Origin of the sequence: Peribacillus simplex, assembly GCF_900156045.1 — a bacterium.
In the GTDB taxonomy this organism is placed as follows: domain Bacteria; phylum Bacillota; class Bacilli; order Bacillales; family DSM-1321; genus Peribacillus; species Peribacillus simplex_D.
The window spans coordinates 62,236-81,533 of record NZ_FTMX01000007.1 but is presented as its reverse complement, the minus strand read 5'-3'; the positions used below and the strand labels follow the sequence as shown (position 1 = coordinate 81,533).

Genomic DNA, 19,298 nt, shown 5'->3' with positions numbered 1-19,298 from the left:
CCTATTGTTTATTATTTTTAATATTTTCAAAGTGAATAGATAATAGATATTTTTCGTCTACTTGTAAACTAGTAAGCCATCCACAAACCTTTTCGGCCATTTCAATTGATGCAGGTGATACTTCTGAAAAAAGCGATGCATGAAAACTTTGTATTACCTCTCCATTTACACTGCGATTAACCATTGCTGTTACATGTGATACAAGGGAAAGCCACTGCACATCTGTTGGCTGCATCTCATTTTCTCTTATAAATACCTGTAATCTATTAAATATTTCTCTACACTTTTCTTCATCATCACTTTTTAAGATCATCTGCTTAATTTCTTTGTGATTTAGTTCCAACATTGCTTTCATAGACCTTCTTTCCCTCTCGTATAGTCAAATAAGGTTCAATCACTTTTTCTACGATCATTGGTTCACCTTCCGAATCTTTCAGTTCCATGCAAACATCCGTTTCATAGAAAAGAGTGACGTCTGCCCTTGTACCAGAAGCAAATGTACCTTGTTCGGTAAGATGAAGTGTTTTTGCTGGTTCCATAGTTACTGCTGCCACAACTTCCAATAATGAATAACCTAGCCCTCTAACTTTAGACATAGTTTGCATTAAACTCCCTACAGGTGATTCGTAATTTCTTACATGAAGATCGCTACTGATTGAAAAAGGATAGTTGTATTTTTCCTTATAAATTGATAATGTCTTAAAACTGAAACTAGCTGCCCCATGTCCAACATCAAACAAAACACCTCTATTTAGGCAATTAATTGCTTCTGAAGTTAATTCCTGATGCGGAGTAATAATCTTATTTTTGGGTTTACCATGAAAGGCATGTGTTACAATATCCCCCTTTCTCAGCATTGGCAGGATTTCTTCAATTAGTGGGGGAGGATTGCCAATGTGTACCATGATAGGAACATGCAAATCATCTGCCAATTTTCTTGCGTGCAGGAGAGGATATAATCCGTTATTTCCAACAACTGAACCACTCATTCTTGCCTTTAAACCAACTAAAGATGGTTCTGTTCTGAATATACTGCGCGCTTCTTCACTTGCCATTAAATCATTTGGATTAGCAAGTTCTCCTCCTTCATTACATAAACCTTTTGTAGAAATATTCAGAAAGGCGAGAACCTCTGTTTTACTGGTGTTAATCACCTTCTGTTTAAACGTTGCATAGTTATCTAGACCAGCACTTCCTGCATCAATAATTGTCGTCACACCTTGGTTGATACCTACCTTATCAGCTTCAATTCCTAAAGTGGTATAATCCTTAAAAACATGGGTATGAATGTCAATGAACCCTGGCGCTACATAAGATCCATTTGCATCAATATAACTTATATCAGCTCCATAGCTTTCTATAATGGTAGGATCGATAAATTTACCATTTAACATCCCTATGTCTCTTTTTTGAATTTTTGACACTTCCGGATCAACGACATAGCCATTTTTAATGATTATTGCTTCGACCAATATTTTTTCACCTACTTACTTAAAATATTGTAATAATGCTGTTAATTCTGCATCGTTAAGTTGTAGATTATTTTTTTCCATAATTTCTTGCAATTTTTGTTTTGTCCGTTCGTCTTTTTCATTAAGATTTTCATTAGAATAAGAAAAATAGTCATATTGTTTACCAAAGTAATAGCGGTGCACCATTAAAAAAATGTGCATCATTAAAGCATTTCTTTTATTTTGTTGATCTGCTTCTTTGAAAAATCCAAAGATTATTTCTTGATAAACTTCGTATCCCTTTACAATGATTTCTTGGCTAATAGCCTCGCTTTCCATATTTCTTTCTTCGTAAGATTCGTTTGTTATAAAATTGTCTACCTGTCTGTATTCACAACTAATAATTGCTTCAACTTCTTTTTTTATTGACTTTAAATCACTTTTTGTCGGCAAAGGGTTTACAACTATAACAGGTATATTAGCTTCAATAGGGAAAACACTAACGATTAGGTCAATTTGTTCTTTCTTGCATATTTCGTCCACTTCCATAATTGAGCAATAAGCAAAAATGTGAATATCAGGTATTTCCCGTTCCACTTTATTTTTTATAAGTCTCGCTACACCGTGCCCTGTAGCACACACGTATATCGCTTTTGCTTTTTTCCTTTTATCAATTAACTTATTTTCATAGGAAACGAGAAAATGTAAAGCGATAAACGCACAAAATGACTCCTGAGCCAAAATTACATAATTCCCTAAATAAAATTGACATGCTTCTTTAATTGCTTGGATTAATGTAGAGTGATTTTTATTAATTTCATTAGTGAATGGATTTATTTCTTCAAGATATGTCGTTCCACTTTGTAAGCGCAACGATAAATGAGCTAACAAATTACTATACAATTTCATATCATTGTCATAATTTATATTTTCCTTTTCACTCACATAACGAATAATTTGTTTGGTTACATACGTACTATCAATTTGCTTCGTTTCTTCAAACATTCCTCCTGAAATGTATAAAAACTCACTTTCAAGTAACGCTAATTCTGCTTCTTCGAAAATGTTATCCATCACTTTGAGCAAAAAGCTCTCCTGTGGCTTTGTACATTTATCTCTTTTTAATAATCGATAACTACCTAATGAATAACCCAAACTCAGCCTTGTAACAGAAACCATCAACCTTATTAAAAGGGTAATTAATTCAGATTGCTTGTGTAGGTTTTTTTCTATTTGTTTAAGCTCTTTGCGCATATACTTCATTGCTAAGTTATAACTAAATAACAAGCCATCTCCCAAAGCCCACTCTACATCTTGATTTTCCTCTTCGTTTAAAATACACATGATGATTTGGTAAATTTTATCATGACTTAAATCTTCTCTAATAATATGTTCATATAATAGTCGTATATATTTCTCTTCTCCTACTAATTGATAACCTGATCGCTGCTTTCTTTCTAAGTGAACAATCCACGGTTTAACATATTCATCCACTAGATTTAAATCATTAATAATTGTGTTTCTACTAACATCTAAATAGTCAGCTAACATTTGTGCAGTTACGTAGCCAGGTTGAATAAGTAAGTACCCTATAATTAAGTGCACACGGATGCTTTGATCTGGATACATTTCTGACTTTCCGATTTGTTCCATTTTATTTCGCAAGTATATACGCTCTACTTCTAAGCATTCAATCCATATTCCTTTATTGGGTTGCGAGTGAAAGGTTACTCCCTGTTCTTTAAACCAACTTCTCACATTATCCAAATCGTTCTTAATCGTTCGAACACTAACACAAAATTCTTCCGATAAATCTTTGATTCGAATTGCATTTACCGTTTGGAGTAATTCTCTTACCATCCGATATTCTCTAGTTGTAAGCATTTTAATCACCACATTTATCATAGTAATCAACAAGTAGTAACCTTGTAATTTAAAGTATAACTAATCCTGTTGTTATTTTTACAGACCAAAACCCTTCCTCATTTAATAGTGAAAAATTACCGCTTTTAGACTGATAATTTTTAATTTTTAGTTTTTTTAGGTTGCTATTGTGCAATTTTACAAAAAGCTACTACACAAGGACATACTAACAAACTACACTAAAATAATGCCGAAACAAATACCGAAAAATCACATAGACAATAGGAAACTGATATGGTTCATATGCTTTTGCAATGGTACCTGCAGGTAGCTTAAGATTCAGTGATTGAATGAAGAGGGTAATCTTAGCTTATCGAAAACAATTCCTCTTGAAGTAATGTTTCCTTATTGGCTTTCCTTTCTATACTCAGAGTTGTGATGTATGACGCTTAATATTGAATTAAAGTTCTAGCGAGCAAAAAAAGGGCCCTCCTAATGAGGGCCCTTCAAAAGATATTCAGTTAGCAACAACGAGACACTTTCCCACCCTTAGCATTATACCGCTCATCCTGGGCTTCACAGAAAAATTCTTTCCTGGTTTTCACAGGGTCTTCAGGATGATGCATTTTCATATGCGCCACATAAGTATCATAACTTGGCACGCCGACTAGCAAACTGACGAATTGCTTTCTGTAGCTGAGAATTTTAATCAATCTTTTCAACATTGCCTTCCCTCCCTTATGACGTCCTTGATACATACGGTGTTTCATGTAAATCTATTTTCTGGTTCTTCAAGACTTTTATCCATAACCTAATTGCAGAAATCAGGACCGTGATCACCACGATCATGAAGATGGCACATAGGGCAGCATCCACATAATCATTGACGATAACCCGTTTCATCTCGGCAAGGTTAGCTGCCGGAGCAAGAATTTCCCCATTATCATAGGCCGCTTTAAACTTATCCTTATGTGCCAAAAAGCCAATAGCGGGGTTTTCGTGAAACAGCTTTTGCCACCCAGCCGTCATGGTCACTATCAACAAGAATGTAGTAGGGACAAGAGTGACCCATGTGTACGCTTTTTTGCCCATTTTGAAAAGGACCGTCGTCCCAAGCAGCAACGCAATGGCGGAAAGCATTTGATTCGCAATTCCAAACAATGGCCAAAGGGTGTTGATTCCGCCAAGAGGATCAATGACCCCTTGATAAAGGAAGTACCCCCAGCCGATTACACAAATGGCAGTCGCAATAATATTGGGCAGCCATTTATTCGTTTCGGCAAAAGGTTTGTAAAAGGTCCCGATTATATCCTGTATCATAAAACGCCCTACCCTGGTTCCAGCATCAATGGTGGTCAATATGAACAATGCCTCGAACAGGATCGCGAAATGATACCAGAACGCCATCAGGGATGATCCGCCAATCACTTGCGAAAAGATATGGGCCATGCCGATAGCAAAGGTTGGAGCCCCTCCAGTACGGGATATAATGGTCTCTTCCCCTACATCGTCAGCAAGTCCGGTAATCATCTCAGGTGTCAAAATGAAACCCCAATCGGATATCGTGGCAGCCACTTGTGCTGGCTCCGTTCCCACAACGGCACCCGGGCTATTAATGGCAAAATAGATACCAGGAGTCAGTACACAAGCTGCTATCATCGCCATGATGGCTACAAAGGATTCAGTCAACATCGCCCCGTATCCAATTGGACGTGAATGGGATTCACGTTCGATCATTTTAGGAGTTGTTCCTGAAGAAACGAGTGCATGGAAACCTGATACCGCCCCACAAGCGATCGTAATGAATAGGAACGGGAATAAGTTTCCGGAAAATACGGGTCCTGTTCCATCGATGAATTGAGTGACGGCAGGCATTTCAAGGCTCGGCATGACAATAAAGATACCAAGTGCAAGTCCGATGATCGTACCGATTTTCAAGAATGTACTTAAGTAATCACGCGGTGCCAATAACATCCATACAGGCAAAACGGAGGCAACGAACCCGTATACAATCAACATGATGGCAATCGTTTCCCCATTGAAAGTGAACATTGGCGCCAATGTTGCGCTCTCTGATACAAAGCGACCGAAATATAACGCGAGCATCAATAGTATGATTCCGATAATCGATCCTTCGCCAACCCGTCCAGGCCTTATATAGCGCATGTAAATGCCCATAAGCACAGCTATCGGTATGGTCGAGGCAATCGTGAACATCCCCCACGGACTTCCCACTAGCGCCTTTACGACAACCAGGGCAAGAACCGCTAATAAAATGATCATGATACCCAGGATACCGATCATCGCTATCAAGCCTGTAATCGGTCCAATTTCCTCCTTGATCATCTCTCCCAATGATTTGCCGTTACGGCGCATCGAACCGAAGAGAATGATAAAATCCTGTACGGCACCAGCCAATACAACTCCGACTACAAGCCATAGTGTCCCTGGCAGATATCCCATTTGCGCTGCAAGGATGGGACCAACGAGAGGGCCAGCTCCGGCAATCGCTGCAAAATGGTGACCAAACAACACCCATTTGTTTGTAGGAACATAATCTTTCCCATCATTATTCGCTTCAGATGGAGTCTGGCGATTGTCATCTAGCTCAAACACTTTCCGTGCAATGAATTTACTATAAAAGCGGTATGCAATTGAATAAACACAGAGTGCTGCAGTGACAATCCACATGGCATTGATGCTTTCCCCCCGGTTTAGCGCGACGAAACCAAAACTCACCGCACCCAACGCAGATATGATCCCCCAAAGAATGACAGATTTAAGCGTTTTCATTTTTTCCATCTCCTCTCTATTGAACTGGTTGCAACTATAAAAAACCTCATTCATAAGGGACCAGGGCAATATTTCTCCCCTAGCCCATTAAATTTAAAGAATTTTATATATATTCTGAATTATATGTTACCTTAAGGTTTTTTAGCAATAGCAAATTAGTCAATTTGTAAAGTATTTCCCATTATTTTGTCGATAATTCCCTCGGTTCCCACCAAGATGGAATTGGTGATTTTCACGCTTTATAAAACCGTATTGGGTGAAAAATCCACATTTTTTAGAAGGTTTTTCATTATATGAATAGAATGCAATCCCCAAGTTTAATATCCTAATAATGGGGACCAACACAAAAAATGTGCGCCCTGACGGCACACATTCTTTCTTCATCCAATCTGGTTTCCCCTTAATGAACGGCGAAACAGTTCATAATAAAAACCCCTCTGCCGCAACAATTCTTCATGGGCTCCCTTTTCAATGATCCTTCCTTCATCAAGAACAAGGATTTGGTCACTTTGCTGAATTGTATTCAATCTGTGGGCAATGACAAAACTTGTCCTCCCCTCCATCAAACGGTGTAAAGCCTCCTGGATTTTAAGCTCTGTAATCGTATCTATGCTACTTGTCGCTTCATCCAAAATCAAGAGAACGGGATCGGCTAGAATAGCCCTGGCAATCGATAATAGCTGGCGTTGTCCCTGGCTTATCCCACTGCCATCCTGATTCAAGATGGTATCGTACCGATCCGGCAGTTTCATGATAAAGGAATGGGCATTGGCAAGCTTCGCTGCATCCACCACTTCTTCATCTTCGGCATCCAGTCGACCGTAGCGGATATTTTCACGAATCGTACCTTGAAACAAAAAAGAATCTTGTAAAACGAAGCCCATGTGCTTACGGAGACTGGACCTCGTCACCTGTTGGATATCCTGGCCATCAATCAATATCCGGCCGTTGTTCGGCTCGTAAAAACGGGCAATAAGGTTAATGATCGTAGTCTTACCTGCCCCAGTGGGACCTACAAGCGCGATGGTCTCCCCTTTTTCCGCACGGAAATCAACATCATATATCGTTTGCTCCTCATCATTATACGAAAAGGAAACACCCTCAAATTCCACCTCACCACGGACATCACGAAGCTCAGAGGCCTGTTTCTCATCCACTTCCTCTTCTTTTTCATCAAGTATGGTGAAAACCCGCTCCGCACCGGCAACAGCCGAGAGAAGTGTATTGAATTGGTTAGCGAGGTCATTGAGCGGACGGGTGAATTGCCTTGAATACTCGGTGAAAATGACAATGACCCCGATGGAAACCGTCCCTATGCCACTCAGCGCCAAAAACCCGCCGACAGCGGCTATTACCGTAAAGCTTAAGTTGTTCAGTAAATTCATCAATTTCGGAATCAGCCCAGAGTATGATTGTGATAAGAAACCAGCTTTCTTTAAATTTTCACTCCTGATGACAAAATCCCGGATCACTTTATCTTCCTGTGAAAAAGCCTTTACGATCCGTTGTCCTGAAATCGTTTCTTCTATAAAACCATTCAGTTCTCCAAGATTCTTCTGCTGTTGTTTAAACAGCTTTCCCGTCCGATTTGTTATCCATCTCAGACCGAAGAACATAAGAGGAACGATTAATAAGGTTAAAACAGTTAATAAAGGGCTCAAATACAGCATAACTCCGATTGTCCCGACCAGTGTCAGAACACTGGAAAAAATCTGGATGACTGAACTATTCAAAGTGGAACTGACATTTTCTATATCATTCGTGACCCTACTCATCAATTCACCATGCTGACGCCGGTCAAAAAAGGGAATGGACAACTGGTGAAGCTTTTTGAACAATTGATTGCGCATTGCATAAACCGTATCCTGAGCGATTCCGATCATCCAATAATTCTGAAGCCACATGGATAAGGAATAGAATATATAGACCCCGAGAAGTCCGAAAAGAAGGCTGATCAGCCCCCCGCTATCTCTTGTGACAATATAATCATCAATGGCCATCCCAACTAGAAAAGGGCCAAGCAATCCCAAAACCGAGCTTATCAGTACCATGAAAAGGACACAAAATAGCAGGCTTTTATTCGTTGCTAAGTAGGGAATGATCCTTTTTATCGTATTCCAGGAGTTGACCGGTTTAGTCCTTGCCTTATCGGGAGATGTTCTTGGACTCAAGAGAAATCCCCTCCTCCCCAAACTGTGAGTGAACGATTTTTCGATAAAGATCGCTTGTTTGCATCAAATTCTGATGTTTCCCCAGCGCAATTACTTGACCGCTTTCCAGCAACAATATTTTGTCCGCCTCCATGGCTGTACTGATTTTTTGTGTAATGATGAGCGTTGTGCATGTATAGTCCTTTAAAGCGGCAAGCAATTTACTTTCCGTTTTCAAATCCAGCGCACTCGTACTATCATCCAGAAGGAGAATCTTAGGTCTGCGCACCAATGCTCTTGCAATCGATAAGCGTTGTTTTTGCCCTCCGGACAGATTCACACCTTTTTGCCCTAACTGGGTTTCATATTGTTTCGGAAGTTTCATTACGGTCTCATGGACCTGGGCATGCATGGCCGCTGTCATGATTTCCTCCATCGTGGCATCTTCTTTTCCCCAAGCGACATTATTTTTTATGGTTCCTGAAAATAGCAGGGCCTCTTGCGGTACATAGCCGATCCTTTTCCGCAGCGAATTCAATGGAATATCTTTCACATCCTGGTCATCAATTCGAATGGAGCCGCTTTCAACTTCGTATAATCTCGGAATCAGCTGAAACAGTGATGTTTTCCCTGATCCTGTCGCTCCTATGATGGCAAGCGATTCTCCAGGATCGATGGAGAAGCTCAAGTTTTTCAATATCGGGGTATCGGTTCCAGGATAGCGGAAAGATACATCCAGAAACTTGATGCCTCCCCCATTGATGTCCCCACTCTTACTTTCCGCCTTGCCTTCATCAATATCTATCGGAGTTTCAAATATTTCCGTCACACGTTCCGCTGAAGCCTTCGCACGGGAAATGACCATGATCAGCCATGAAAAAACGGAAAGGGATGCCGCAATCCTCGTGGCATAGTTGACAATCGCCACCACCTCCCCTACCTGTATATCTCCCGTTGTTATAAATTCGCTTCCAAGCCAGAGAATGATCAGAATCGCCACATTCATGACAAGCATCAACACAGGCATCGTCGTTTCAATTAAACGAAGGGAAGTCACAGTCTTTCTTTTCAACTCTTCATTCGCATCGTCAAATCGGCCGATTTCATGCTCCTTACGAAGAAAAGCTTTGATCAATCGCATGCCTATCAGGTTTTCCCTCATGACGCCATTGACATTATCGAGTTTATTCTGTACGAGCTTAAACAGCTTGGCCGCTCGTTTCATCACCCATCTAAGGAAGAAGACAAGAACTGGAATTGAAATGACCAAAACAAGGGATAGTTTCAAATCGACCGTAATCGCCATTATCGCCCCGCCGATTACGATCAATGGCGCCCTTGCCATGATACGCAGGCCCATAAAAACCGTATTTTGAAGTTGGGTCACATCATTCGTCATCCTTGTTATCAACGAGGAAGTAGGGATATTATTCAAATTCGCAAAAGAAAACGCCTGTATTTTACCAAAAAGGCTTTTCCTTACATCATGTCCAAAGCTTTGACTTACATGTGATGCCGTAAAGGAATTAACGATCCCGCCAAGGAATGAAAAAACGGAAAGTCCAACCATGACACTTCCCCATTTAATCACCACCGATAAATCTTTCTGCAAAATGCCATCATCAATTATTTTTGCTATAAATAGAGGTTGTAACAGCTCTACCCCGAGCTCGACAATCATTAAGGATAAAGCAAGAATGATCAAAAGCCAGTATGGCTTAAGAAATGAGGACAAATTTTTCATCTATGACACCCTTCGATTCTTCATATGTAGATAGCATCTTTTCATCCTTTCATTATACATTTTTATACAGATTTTTTAAAAGATATTAACTATTATAAAGGATTGGTAAATATATTGAATTTTTTTTAATAAATACCCTTGACAAATTACACGAAATAAGCGAAAATTCTAATTGATAATGATTTTCAATTTCATTATCGATCTCTGAAATTTGATAAGCAATTACGATATTCTCTTATCGTACCCTTTTGATATTGTACATAGCTACAATGTCGCCCCGGCTTCTCTGTGCCTAGTAAAATTATATGCTCATTAGCGAATGCAAGTCACTAGAATATTGCCCCCTCTTTATTCAAGTAATTTATTCACGTTGAAAGCATATTAGGCAGCCGGGGATTATTTTTTTTCAACTATTAAACTTACATATATGATTAAAGGAGCAGGATGATCATGAAACTGGAAGATATCATTAAAGAACGGCGCAGCATCAAACGATTTAAGGACATTCCTGTTCCTATTGATACCATCCAATCTTTATTGGAAACTGCTACATGGGCACCGAACCATAAAATGACCCAACCATGGCGCTTCGTCGTGGTGCATGGTGAAAGCCGTTTAAAACTCGCGGAAGCAACCAGTGCTTTCATGGTAGGCAAAGAGAAGGACCCTGAAAAGAAAAAAGCGGCCGGAGAGCGAGGATATAATAAACTTATAGGTGTACCGATGTTTGTTGCGGTGATCATGGAAGAGAATCCGAATCCCATGACACGTGAAGAAGATTATGCGGCTACAAGTGCCTTGATCCAGAATTTCAGCCTACTTGCCTGGGAAAAAGGAATCGGGATGATATGGGAAACATACGGCATGATACACAGCATGGAGTTTCGTGAAGCTTTAGGCGTGAAACCCGGCGAGAAGATCGTCGGCAGCCTTCACGTCGGCTATCCCGATATGATCCCCACTCCACGTCCAAGGAAAGAGATCGATCAAATACTGACCATTATGGACTAATATAAAAGAGAGACCTTCAATTCTCAACTGGAGGCTCAGACTGTAGCCAAACTCGATGAAAATCGAGTTTGGCTACAGTTTTTTTATGGTTTTTACAATTTGAACGTTGATTGTAACGTAGGGCACTCGATTTCCGCGGGCGGTCCGGGGGCCTCCTCGGCTTAATCCTCTGTGGTGTCTCCCCTAGACTTTTCCCGCAGGAGTCCCGCACCTTACACTCCAATCAACTTTGTTTTAACATATAGATAGAACTTATTCCTACATTCTTTTTTGTATGATATAGAAGTATTAAACTTGAGATGATAAGGATGCTTTCTAAACATGATTCTATTCAGCAAGGTCAACTCGAAGTGATTACTTTAAATCAATTTGTGCAAGTGAATCATTTGGCCCGTAAACTTGATTCGCCATTGACATCTCTTTCATTTATGATTTGGTGAAAGAAAAGTATTCAGAGGTTGGACGCCCCTTTTTATCCGTTTCAAGAGCGTCGACTCCGTTCCCCTCAAATTGCTTTAGCCACTTGATGAATGGGTATTGAATTAAGACAGGCTTCCTGAACCCTACAGCGCGTCTGTTAGCTTGGAATGATTCCCCCACGGTCATTGCCACTATCATAAAGAACCAGATGAAAAGTCCACTAGCCGTATGTAATGACTAAAAGATTAATCACAAAAAACCCCCTTCTAAAAGGAGGTCCCTAAACTATCATACTCAAAAGAACTCGTGATATAATGCCTGAATTGCCGTCTCTTCGTTATGCCCTTTCACACCGAACATCATACTTACCTCCGAAGAGCCTTGGTTGATCATCTCGATATTCACCTTCGCTTCGGCCAAGGCTTTTGACGCTCTTGCCGTTGTTCCGACATTATGGCGCATTCCTTCCCCTACAACCATGATCAAGGCAAGATCATGCTCAACATTCACTTCATCAGCATGAAGCTCTTTCTTGATTCGTGAAATGATTTTCTTCTCGGCCTCACCCTTCATCTGGTCCTGCCTTAGAATAAGCGTCACATCATCGATGCCTGATGGAATATGCTCATATGAAACTCCATAATCTTCGAGGATGTGCAGCAGTTTCCGGCCAAAACCAACTTCCCTGTTCATCAAATATTTGCTAATGTAAATACTGCAAAATCCTTTATCACTTGCAATGCCAATAACCGGCCCGTTCGTATTATCCCGTGTACTCACAATGCGGGTCCCTTGTGCCGCCGGATTGTTCGTATTCTGAATATGGACAGGTATTCCCGCACGGAATGCAGGAATCAGCGCCTCATCATGAAATACCGAGAAACCTGCATAAGAAAGCTCACGCATTTCACGATAAGTTAATTCCCGGATTCCCTTTGGATTGGAAACCACATTTGGATTCACCGCATAAACGGCATCCACGTCCGTAAAGTTCTCATACAAATCAGCTTTGACCCCATTCGCAAGAATCGAACCAGTAATATCGGAACCGCTTCTTGAGAAGGTTAAAACATCACCATCTAACGTATATCCGAAGAACCCTGGGAATACTATGATTCCAGGCTCATCACGCAGAGCATATAACCGATCATAAGACTCTGGCAGCACCTTGGTAAATCCACCTTCATCCGTTACGATCAAGCCAGCCTTCTTCGGATTTATATACTGCGCCTCTACTCCAAGGCTTTGGAAATAACCTGCGACCAGCTTCGCATTATTATCCTCGCCACTGGCCTTCAAGGTATCCAAATAGCGCTTCGGGTTAGTTTGGTCTGCATGCAACAGTGCCATTAAATTTTCATGAATCCCAGTGACGACACTCTCGGATATATTCAGTTCTTCAGCAATGCTCGCATAGCGGGATACGACATCTTCTATCAAATGCTCTCCGTTATCCCCGCGCAGCTGCTGTTCCGCAGCTTCAATCAATAAATCCGTCACCTTTATATCATCGGAATTGCGTTTCCCCGGAGCCGAAACGACTACAATCTTCCTCTCTGGATCAGAAACAACAATTTCGAATACCTTTTTCAACTGTTCACCTGACGCAAGTGAACTTCCACCAAACTTAGCAACTTTCATCTCGACAACCCCTATTTTCGTAAATATTCTGTCAAAATTATCTCTCCTTATTATTACGCTTTTTCCCGAAACAATCAAGTGTAAATTCCATTGCTGAAGGACATTTGTATTTTTAAAAAGGACAAAACAACAAAACCGCTGATCGAGAATGGCTAAAAAACTAAAAAAGACAACGGGCATTTGCCCATTGTCTCTCCTATTCTTTAGCGATTATCCACGGTTTCCGGGTATAAGTCATGGTTCATCAAGCGGTAATCCGCCATTTCCTCATACTTCGTACCTGGTTTCCCATAATTCGTGTAAGGGTCGATGGAAATTCCGCCCCTAGGTGTAAACTTGCCCCAGACTTCAATATATTTTGGATCCATCAATTCGATTAAATCATTCATGATGATGTTCATGCAGTCTTCATGGAAATCACCGTGATTGCGGAAGCTGAATAAATAAAGTTTCAAAGATTTGCTTTCCACCATTTTCACACTTGGAATATAGCTGATGTAAATGGTTGCAAAGTCCGGCTGGCCCGTTATCGGACATAAGCTAGTGAATTCCGGGCAATTGAATTTGACGAAATAATCCCGGTTCGGATGCTTGTTATCGAATGACTCAAGGATCTCAGGCGCATAGTCGAATGTATATTTTGTTCCTTGATTCCCAAGCAGCGTGATATCTTTTTTTAATTCTTCTTCTTTTCTTCCAGACATTAAAAGTCCTCCTAATCCCACGTTTCAGGGAGATTCATAAAATGGGCCTCTATATAACAAAAACCATATCTCCTCAAAGATATGGTTGATTCGCGAAAAATATCAAAGCCATAGTTTTTTTAAGAGGGTGATGCTATGAACCTCTCCCGTTTATCGGGAAATATTTTAAAATTGTCATAGTAAATATAGAAAAAAATATCTGATCTGTCAATCATACTTTTTAAATTTGGTTTGATTCCTGCATGCATTCAGCTTAAAATGTAGAAGAAGTTTATCCTACATGAAGGAAGAGATTACGTCAATGTGGATTTTTGCAGCCCTCATCACTAGTTTATGTTTCGGAATCAATAACAGCATTTTTAAATGGAGTAGCGGAAAGGGTTACTCAAAAGTACATATCCAATTTTTCTTTTATTTTTCAGCTTTTATTTTGGCCATATCTTATGGATTATTTGTGGATGGTTTACAGTTTAACTGGCTGTCCATCATGCTTGGTGGAGCCATTGGGGTACTGAACGCTAATGGTAATATTCAGATGGCAAGCGCCTTTGAAAAAGGGCCGGCAAGCTTGACATCTCCATTAATCGCAGCGAATGCAATATTCCCCATTCTCTGTGCAGCTTTAATTTTTCACGAACATATTTCTACTTTGCAATGGACTGGAATCGTCTGCATGTTTCTCGCTACATTAGTCATTCAGTATACACCCAATGCTAAAGGTAACCATCAATATTTCCCTTGGATGATGCACACATTATTATCCATTTTATCTTTTGGTGTACTCGGGGTTCTTATGACGACATCAACACGTCTTCATTTAAATTCCCTTGATATCCTGGTATCAATGTATGGAGGCGGAACTCTTTATCTTCTTTCGGCTCTGGCCTTTAAAAAGGAAAAAATCAAGCTACCGGAAGTCAAAATCGGTTCCTTAGTAGGCCTTTTAAGCACTATAGGCTATGGATGTTATTTCTTTGCGTTGAACACCGGCATCGCAAGCATCATATTCCCTGTCGTCAGCCTGAACTGTTTAGTTGTCGTATTCGCAGGATGTTATTTATTCAAGGAAAAACTAAAAAACTATCAAATTGCCGGCGTACTTGCAGCATTGATCGGCATTATCTTGACTAAAATATGAATATAGTTCATTTACAAAAACGACCCGGCTGTCATGATTACAAGCCAGGTCGTTTTGTATTTTGCCCAGAAATATGGTGGTAAAAAAAAGTGTTGACACTCCCCTAAAAATATCAGATAATTTTGAATATTAATTCTTTAGTTTTTACCGCTTTTGAAATGTTTGAAAAATCCTCTGCAACGGGTATTAAAGAAATAGGTACAACCACATCATTTAATTCTGAAATAAGAAAGGAAAGATGCATAATGGTAAAAGTTACAGTAACAGTTGATTTTCAAGGAAAATCTTATCAAACTAACGTCCTTACTAAACCGGATACAGATCATGAAGTAATTTTACAACAAGCGCTTCATCAGGTTGAAAAACAATGGAAGGCATAAAAAGGCAGGCATCGCAATAGATACCTGCTTTTTTATTACCTTAAATACAAATACTATCCAAAATATTTTTCATATGCACGATTAAAGACCCTCTTGCAGCAATTCCCTCCTACTTAAAAACACTTTTAATTGTTTTTTTCAAAAGATACTAAAATTAAGACGTCAGTTTGTTTACTAGATTTTTTAAAAAATGCATTAAAAATGGTCTCAGTTTGTAGACAAAAGGGTTCTATATAAAGTTAATTGGAACGGAGGTTACGAGACTCCTGCGGGAAAAGCGAGTCCAAGGGAGACCCTACAGGCGCAAAGGCGCCGAGGAGGCTCACGGGACCACCCGCGGAAAGCTAGTGCCTGGAGTGGAAATTAACGGTTAAATTGTCTACAGTCTAAGACGGTCCTTAAAGAGACCGTCTTTTTCTATTAAACTAAATTTCTTATTAATGGCACGGAACGCTCTTGGAGGCTATCTGAAAGCAGACTATAAGAAATGACTTTCTTCTTGTACTGTTTAACTACATCCACGTGGTCATTGTAAATGTACACAAATAACCTAACATCCTTTGGGCTTCTTTTAGTATCAATGACCAATGGGGTCCCACTGTTCTCTGGATGTAAAAACAATTGCTCGTTCCCTGGGAATATATGATTTTTTTTCAAAAACCTAGCGTAAATAAAATAATTAATGACTTGTATTTTTTCTTCACCTTCCAAACGTTTTCCGTCAAAGGTTACGATCGCATTCTCGTCACTAATTTCTGAGTGTATTTTAAATTTGCTGATAATCCAATTAACTGCATCGGTTGGAAGACAGGAAACCAATATTTTTAACAAACTTAAGAAGATGGTCAATATCAAGACCGGCAATGTCAATTTTATCATCTGCGCAACGTTTATAAATTACTTATATCGCTTATTATATCAAAAGGTCTGACAGTTTTTCTTAGAAAATGTGTATGTTCTATTAACGTTTTACTTTTGTAAAACATTGCACTTGAACGCACCGCCACGCTTCGAAATCAGGAAATTTTTCCATTATAAATATTATGTTCCGGAATGGTTATACTAAACATGGTGGGTTCATCCACAAAGTATGAAGTGGACAGAGCGATATATTATTAATTAAATACAAAAAAACCGGGCGTCATCAAGACGCCCAGTTTTTCCGGAATGGATTATTGATATCCCCAAACCATTGTTAGCAATGTACCGAAAATTGTAACCAATGCAACGAACAATCCGTAATAAACGTTTGTGTAAATCGATGCTTTATCTTCAGACTCTCCTGCATGCATGAACATAACAAATTGAAGTGCTGCTTGCATGAAAGCTGTAACAAGTAGGATGATCACAGCCATTTTAAGCGAGAGATCAAACACAATAACTGATAGTGCGACCAAAGTCAGAACTAGCGAAAAAGCAAATCCCATAACTTGACCCCGTGGGAATAATTCTTTCATATTACATCATTCCTTTCAGGTAGACGAAACTGAAGATGAAAATCCAGACAACGTCCAAGAAATGCCAGTAAAGTGAAAAGATGAAAGCCTTGTTTGTTGTTTGTGGAGTCATACCGCGCTTTTTAATTTGCAAGATGATGAAGGTTCCCCAGAATAAACCAAGTGTAACGTGAGCTCCATGCGTACCTAGTAATGTGAACAAACTAGATAAGAAAGCACTTGTTTGAATCGTTGCTCCTTCATGTACATACTCCACGAATTCATAAATTTCGACTCCTAAGAAGCCTAAACCAAGAATAAGGGTGATAATGAAGAAACCAATCGTTGCTTTCTGCCTGCCAAGTCTCATTGCATTAATTCCAAGACCTATGGTAAAACTACTAGTTAAAAGAAAGATTGTTTGAAACATTAGGGTTGGGACTTTAAAAAGATGTTCCCCTGTTGGACCATTTCCAGTACCATCAACTAATACAAAATAAGTGGCGAACAGTGTAGCGAAAAGAGCTATTTCTGCCCCAAGGAAAATCCAGAACCCAAAAATCTTTAAGCGATTTTCTTCCGTGCTATATTCTAGTGGCAGCGAGTTATCTATTTTCATTACTTAGCACCTCGCAATTTATTTTCAGTTTCTTCGATCTCTTCAACAGAGATATAACGTCCGTGATCTTTTTCGAATGAACGGTGAATCATACAAGCAAAGATACCGATCGTTGCAATGATTGCAATGATCCACATGCTGAATACCAATGCAAATCCCCAAACGAAGAAGATACAGCTCATGATAAACGGCACGCCACTGTTATTTGGCATATGAATCTTTTCTACTTTACCGCCAAATAATTTGAAGCCTTTTTTCTTTGAATCCCAGAATGCTTCTGTAGAATCAACTGTTGGTACAACTGCAAAGTTATATTCAGGGATTGGTGTATGTGTAGCCCACTCTAGAGAACGCGCATCCCATGGATCGTTCGAAATATTTCTTGATGCATAACGAGTACTCCAATAGATATTGTACACAATAAGTGCAAAACCTATTGCCAAGCCAATCGCTCCAACGAAAGAGAGCATATTCAATGGACCATACCCTGTTGATTCAGAGTACGTATACATACGACGTGCCTGCCCATCTAAACCAGTGATGAACATCGGGAAGAATGTTACATTAAAGCCGACTATAATGAACCAGAACGACCATTTCCCAATTTTTTCGCTCAACATGAAACCGAACATTTTTGGCCACCAGTACGTAAAACCGGCAAGTACGGCAAATACAGTACCTGGAATCAATACGTAGTGGAAGTGAGCTACTAAGAACATTGTATTATGGTATTGGTAGTCAGCACTTGCCATGGCAAGCATTACCCCTGTTACCCCACCGAGCGTGAAAATCGGAATGAAAGCTAAAGAGTATAGCATTGGAACGGTAAATACGATTTTACCTTTCCAAAGTGTGAACAACCAGTTGAAGATCTTAACACCAGTCGGGACGGCAATTGCCATCGTGGTAATCGAGAAGATACCATTAACCATTGCACCGTGACCCATTGTATAGAAATGGTGAGCCCATACAATGAAAGATAGTGTAGAAATAGCCACCATGGAGATAACCATCGAATTATACCCGTACAGGTTACGACGTGCAAATGTCGAAATAATTTCACTGTAAATACCGAAAGCTGGAAGAATTACTATATAAACTTCAGGATGTCCCCAAACCCAGAACAAGTTCGCCCAAAGCATATCACTACCGCCATTGGCCATCGTAAAGAATTGAGTTCCGAATAGACGATCCATTGTCATCAACGCAAGTGCCACTGTCAATACAGGGAAAGCGAAAACGATGATGAAGTTTGTGATCAAGATAGACCATGTGAACATTGGCATTTTCATTAAGTTCATGCCAGGTGCTCTCATTTTCAAGATGGTTACGATAAAGTTGATACCAGTCATTAATGTACCGATACCTGCTATTTGAAGTGAAATCGCGTAATAGTTCGAACCTACTGATTCACTGAAATCGTTACTTGCCAGCGGGAAGTAAGATGTCCAGCCTGCATCAGGAGAACCACCGACTACGAAAGAGATGTTAAATAGCATTGCCCCCATGAAGAATAACCAGAAGCTTACTGCGTTCAGACGTGGGAATGCTACGTCACGCGCTCCAACTTGTAATGGTGTAACAATGTTCATTAACCCAATGATAAATGGCATAGCCATGAACAGGATCATGACGACCCCGTGTGTTGTAAATACCTCATTATAATGCTGTCCATCCAAAAGACCGTTATCTGGAATAGCCGTTTGAGCACGCATCATAAGAGCATCGACGCCACCACGGAAAAGCATAAGTAGTGCTGCCAAGATGTACATGATACCTATACGTTTATGGTCAACCGTTGTTAACCACTCACGCCATAAGTAACCCCATTTTTTAAAATAGGTAATTCCGGCAACAACCGCAATCATGGTTAAACCAATGGCAACCATGGATGCATAAATCGCAGGACTTGGATGAGGTACGGCAAATCGATCAAAGTAATCCATAC

General features: G+C 39.9%; 17 protein-coding genes and 1 riboswitch. Of the genes, 3 read left to right on the top strand and 14 right to left on the bottom strand.

What is annotated here, in order from left to right; genetic code table 11:
* Nucleotide 1: 1 nt before the first annotated feature.
* From BW986_RS22035 to BW986_RS22000, 7 genes are all read right to left on the bottom strand, one after another.
* Nucleotides 2–355: a hypothetical protein gene (locus tag BW986_RS22035; RefSeq protein ID WP_076370807.1), complete on the bottom strand. Its 354-nt coding sequence runs from the start codon at nucleotides 353–355 to the stop codon at nucleotides 2–4.
* Nucleotides 318–1,472, bottom strand: a complete 1,155-nt coding sequence (locus tag BW986_RS22030; protein WP_076370805.1) for an amidohydrolase/deacetylase family metallohydrolase — start codon at nucleotides 1,470–1,472, stop codon at nucleotides 318–320. The genes BW986_RS22035 and BW986_RS22030 overlap by 38 nt, the downstream gene beginning before the upstream one ends.
* A 15-nt stretch (nucleotides 1,473–1,487) precedes the next feature.
* Nucleotides 1,488–3,335 (bottom strand): BglG family transcription antiterminator, encoded by a 1,848-nt coding sequence (locus BW986_RS22025; protein WP_076370803.1) that lies wholly within the window; start codon nucleotides 3,333–3,335, stop codon nucleotides 1,488–1,490.
* Between the two features lie 500 nt (nucleotides 3,336–3,835).
* Entirely contained in the window at nucleotides 3,836–4,039 is a 204-nt protein-coding gene (locus tag BW986_RS22020; protein WP_076370801.1) for a YbdD/YjiX family protein, read from the bottom strand.
* A 13-nt stretch (nucleotides 4,040–4,052) separates the two neighbouring features.
* Nucleotides 4,053–6,107: a carbon starvation CstA family protein gene (locus tag BW986_RS22015; RefSeq protein ID WP_076370799.1), complete on the bottom strand. Its 2,055-nt coding sequence runs from the start codon at nucleotides 6,105–6,107 to the stop codon at nucleotides 4,053–4,055.
* Between the two features lie 380 nt (nucleotides 6,108–6,487).
* Entirely contained in the window at nucleotides 6,488–8,278 is a 1,791-nt protein-coding gene (locus BW986_RS22005; RefSeq protein ID WP_260320932.1) for an ABC transporter ATP-binding protein, read from the bottom strand.
* Nucleotides 8,253–10,001 (bottom strand): ABC transporter ATP-binding protein, encoded by a 1,749-nt coding sequence (locus BW986_RS22000; protein WP_076370795.1) that lies wholly within the window; start codon nucleotides 9,999–10,001, stop codon nucleotides 8,253–8,255. Before BW986_RS22000 ends, BW986_RS22005 begins: the two co-directional genes overlap by 26 nt.
* Before the next feature lie 450 nt (nucleotides 10,002–10,451).
* Between BW986_RS22000 and BW986_RS21995 the strand changes: the two genes are divergently transcribed.
* Nucleotides 10,452–11,012 carry a nitroreductase family protein gene (locus BW986_RS21995; RefSeq protein ID WP_076370793.1) on the top strand — a complete coding sequence of 187 codons (561 nt, stop codon included), beginning with the start codon at nucleotides 10,452–10,454 and terminating at the stop codon, nucleotides 11,010–11,012.
* 426 nt (nucleotides 11,013–11,438) lie between these two features.
* On the opposite strand, the gene BW986_RS30380 is transcribed toward BW986_RS21995, so the two are convergent.
* The 3 genes from BW986_RS30380 to queF form a co-directional block, all read right to left on the bottom strand.
* Nucleotides 11,439–11,612, bottom strand: coding sequence for a hypothetical protein (locus tag BW986_RS30380; RefSeq protein WP_179086134.1), 174 nt, complete (start codon nucleotides 11,610–11,612; stop codon nucleotides 11,439–11,441).
* A 114-nt stretch (nucleotides 11,613–11,726) separates the two neighbouring features.
* A complete protein-coding gene (locus BW986_RS21990) occupies nucleotides 11,727–13,073 on the bottom strand; it encodes an aspartate kinase (protein WP_076371193.1) in 1,347 nt (448 codons plus the stop codon).
* Between the two features lie 203 nt (nucleotides 13,074–13,276).
* Complete coding sequence (queF, locus tag BW986_RS21985; protein ID WP_061461394.1) at nucleotides 13,277–13,777, bottom strand: preQ(1) synthase; 501 nt, start codon at nucleotides 13,775–13,777, stop codon at nucleotides 13,277–13,279.
* 104 nt (nucleotides 13,778–13,881) lie between these two features.
* Nucleotides 13,882–13,927: riboswitch (PreQ1 riboswitch) on the bottom strand.
* Nucleotides 13,928–14,057: 130 nt separating this feature from the next.
* Here queF and BW986_RS21980 point away from each other — a divergent pair.
* Both BW986_RS21980 and BW986_RS29800 read left to right on the top strand, forming a co-directional pair.
* A complete protein-coding gene (locus tag BW986_RS21980) occupies nucleotides 14,058–14,915 on the top strand; it encodes an EamA family transporter (protein ID WP_260320931.1) in 858 nt (285 codons plus the stop codon).
* Between the two features lie 122 nt (nucleotides 14,916–15,037).
* Complete coding sequence (locus BW986_RS29800; RefSeq protein ID WP_142244714.1) at nucleotides 15,038–15,295, top strand: BA3454 family stress response protein; 258 nt, start codon at nucleotides 15,038–15,040, stop codon at nucleotides 15,293–15,295.
* A gap of 420 nt (nucleotides 15,296–15,715) precedes the next feature.
* On the opposite strand, the gene BW986_RS21975 is transcribed toward BW986_RS29800, so the two are convergent.
* From BW986_RS21975 to qoxB, 4 genes are all read right to left on the bottom strand, one after another.
* On the bottom strand, nucleotides 15,716–16,174 hold the full coding sequence (locus tag BW986_RS21975) for a YfmQ family protein (RefSeq protein WP_397222851.1): 459 nt from the start codon (nucleotides 16,172–16,174) through the stop codon (nucleotides 15,716–15,718).
* A gap of 293 nt (nucleotides 16,175–16,467) precedes the next feature.
* Nucleotides 16,468–16,752: a cytochrome aa3 quinol oxidase subunit IV gene (gene qoxD, locus BW986_RS21970; protein WP_076370787.1), complete on the bottom strand. Its 285-nt coding sequence runs from the start codon at nucleotides 16,750–16,752 to the stop codon at nucleotides 16,468–16,470.
* Between the two features lies 1 nt (nucleotide 16,753).
* Nucleotides 16,754–17,350, bottom strand: coding sequence for a cytochrome aa3 quinol oxidase subunit III (gene qoxC / locus BW986_RS21965; protein WP_076370785.1), 597 nt, complete (start codon nucleotides 17,348–17,350; stop codon nucleotides 16,754–16,756).
* Nucleotides 17,350–19,296 carry a cytochrome aa3 quinol oxidase subunit I gene (qoxB, locus tag BW986_RS21960; protein WP_076370783.1) on the bottom strand — a complete coding sequence of 649 codons (1,947 nt, stop codon included), beginning with the start codon at nucleotides 19,294–19,296 and terminating at the stop codon, nucleotides 17,350–17,352. Before qoxB ends, qoxC begins: the two co-directional genes overlap by 1 nt.
* Nucleotides 19,297–19,298: the final 2 nt, after the last annotated feature.

What these genes read in the sequence shown, in the direction of transcription:
- qoxD (WP_076370787.1), bottom strand. Translation starts at nt 16,752, where the DNA reads ATGAAAGAATTATTCCCACGGGGTCAAGTTATGGGATTTGCTTTTTCG.
- BW986_RS21975 (WP_397222851.1), bottom strand. Translation starts at nt 16,174, where the DNA reads ATGATAAAATTGACATTGCCGGTCTTGATATTGACCATCTTCTTAAGT.
- BW986_RS21990 (WP_076371193.1), bottom strand. Translation starts at nt 13,073, where the DNA reads ATGAAAGTTGCTAAGTTTGGTGGAAGTTCACTTGCGTCAGGTGAACAG.
- BW986_RS21980 (WP_260320931.1), top strand. Translation starts at nt 14,058, where the DNA reads ATGAAGGAAGAGATTACGTCAATGTGGATTTTTGCAGCCCTCATCACT.
- queF (WP_061461394.1), bottom strand. Translation starts at nt 13,777, where the DNA reads ATGTCTGGAAGAAAAGAAGAAGAATTAAAAAAAGATATCACGCTGCTT.
- qoxB (WP_076370783.1), bottom strand. Translation starts at nt 19,296, where the DNA reads ATGGATTACTTTGATCGATTTGCCGTACCTCATCCAAGTCCTGCGATT.
- qoxC (WP_076370785.1), bottom strand. Translation starts at nt 17,350, where the DNA reads ATGAAAATAGATAACTCGCTGCCACTAGAATATAGCACGGAAGAAAAT.
- BW986_RS22025 (WP_076370803.1), bottom strand. Translation starts at nt 3,335, where the DNA reads ATGCTTACAACTAGAGAATATCGGATGGTAAGAGAATTACTCCAAACG.
- BW986_RS21995 (WP_076370793.1), top strand. Translation starts at nt 10,452, where the DNA reads ATGAAACTGGAAGATATCATTAAAGAACGGCGCAGCATCAAACGATTT.
- BW986_RS22020 (WP_076370801.1), bottom strand. Translation starts at nt 4,039, where the DNA reads ATGTTGAAAAGATTGATTAAAATTCTCAGCTACAGAAAGCAATTCGTC.
- BW986_RS22000 (WP_076370795.1), bottom strand. Translation starts at nt 10,001, where the DNA reads ATGAAAAATTTGTCCTCATTTCTTAAGCCATACTGGCTTTTGATCATT.
- BW986_RS22035 (WP_076370807.1), bottom strand. Translation starts at nt 355, where the DNA reads ATGAAAGCAATGTTGGAACTAAATCACAAAGAAATTAAGCAGATGATC.
- BW986_RS22015 (WP_076370799.1), bottom strand. Translation starts at nt 6,107, where the DNA reads ATGAAAACGCTTAAATCTGTCATTCTTTGGGGGATCATATCTGCGTTG.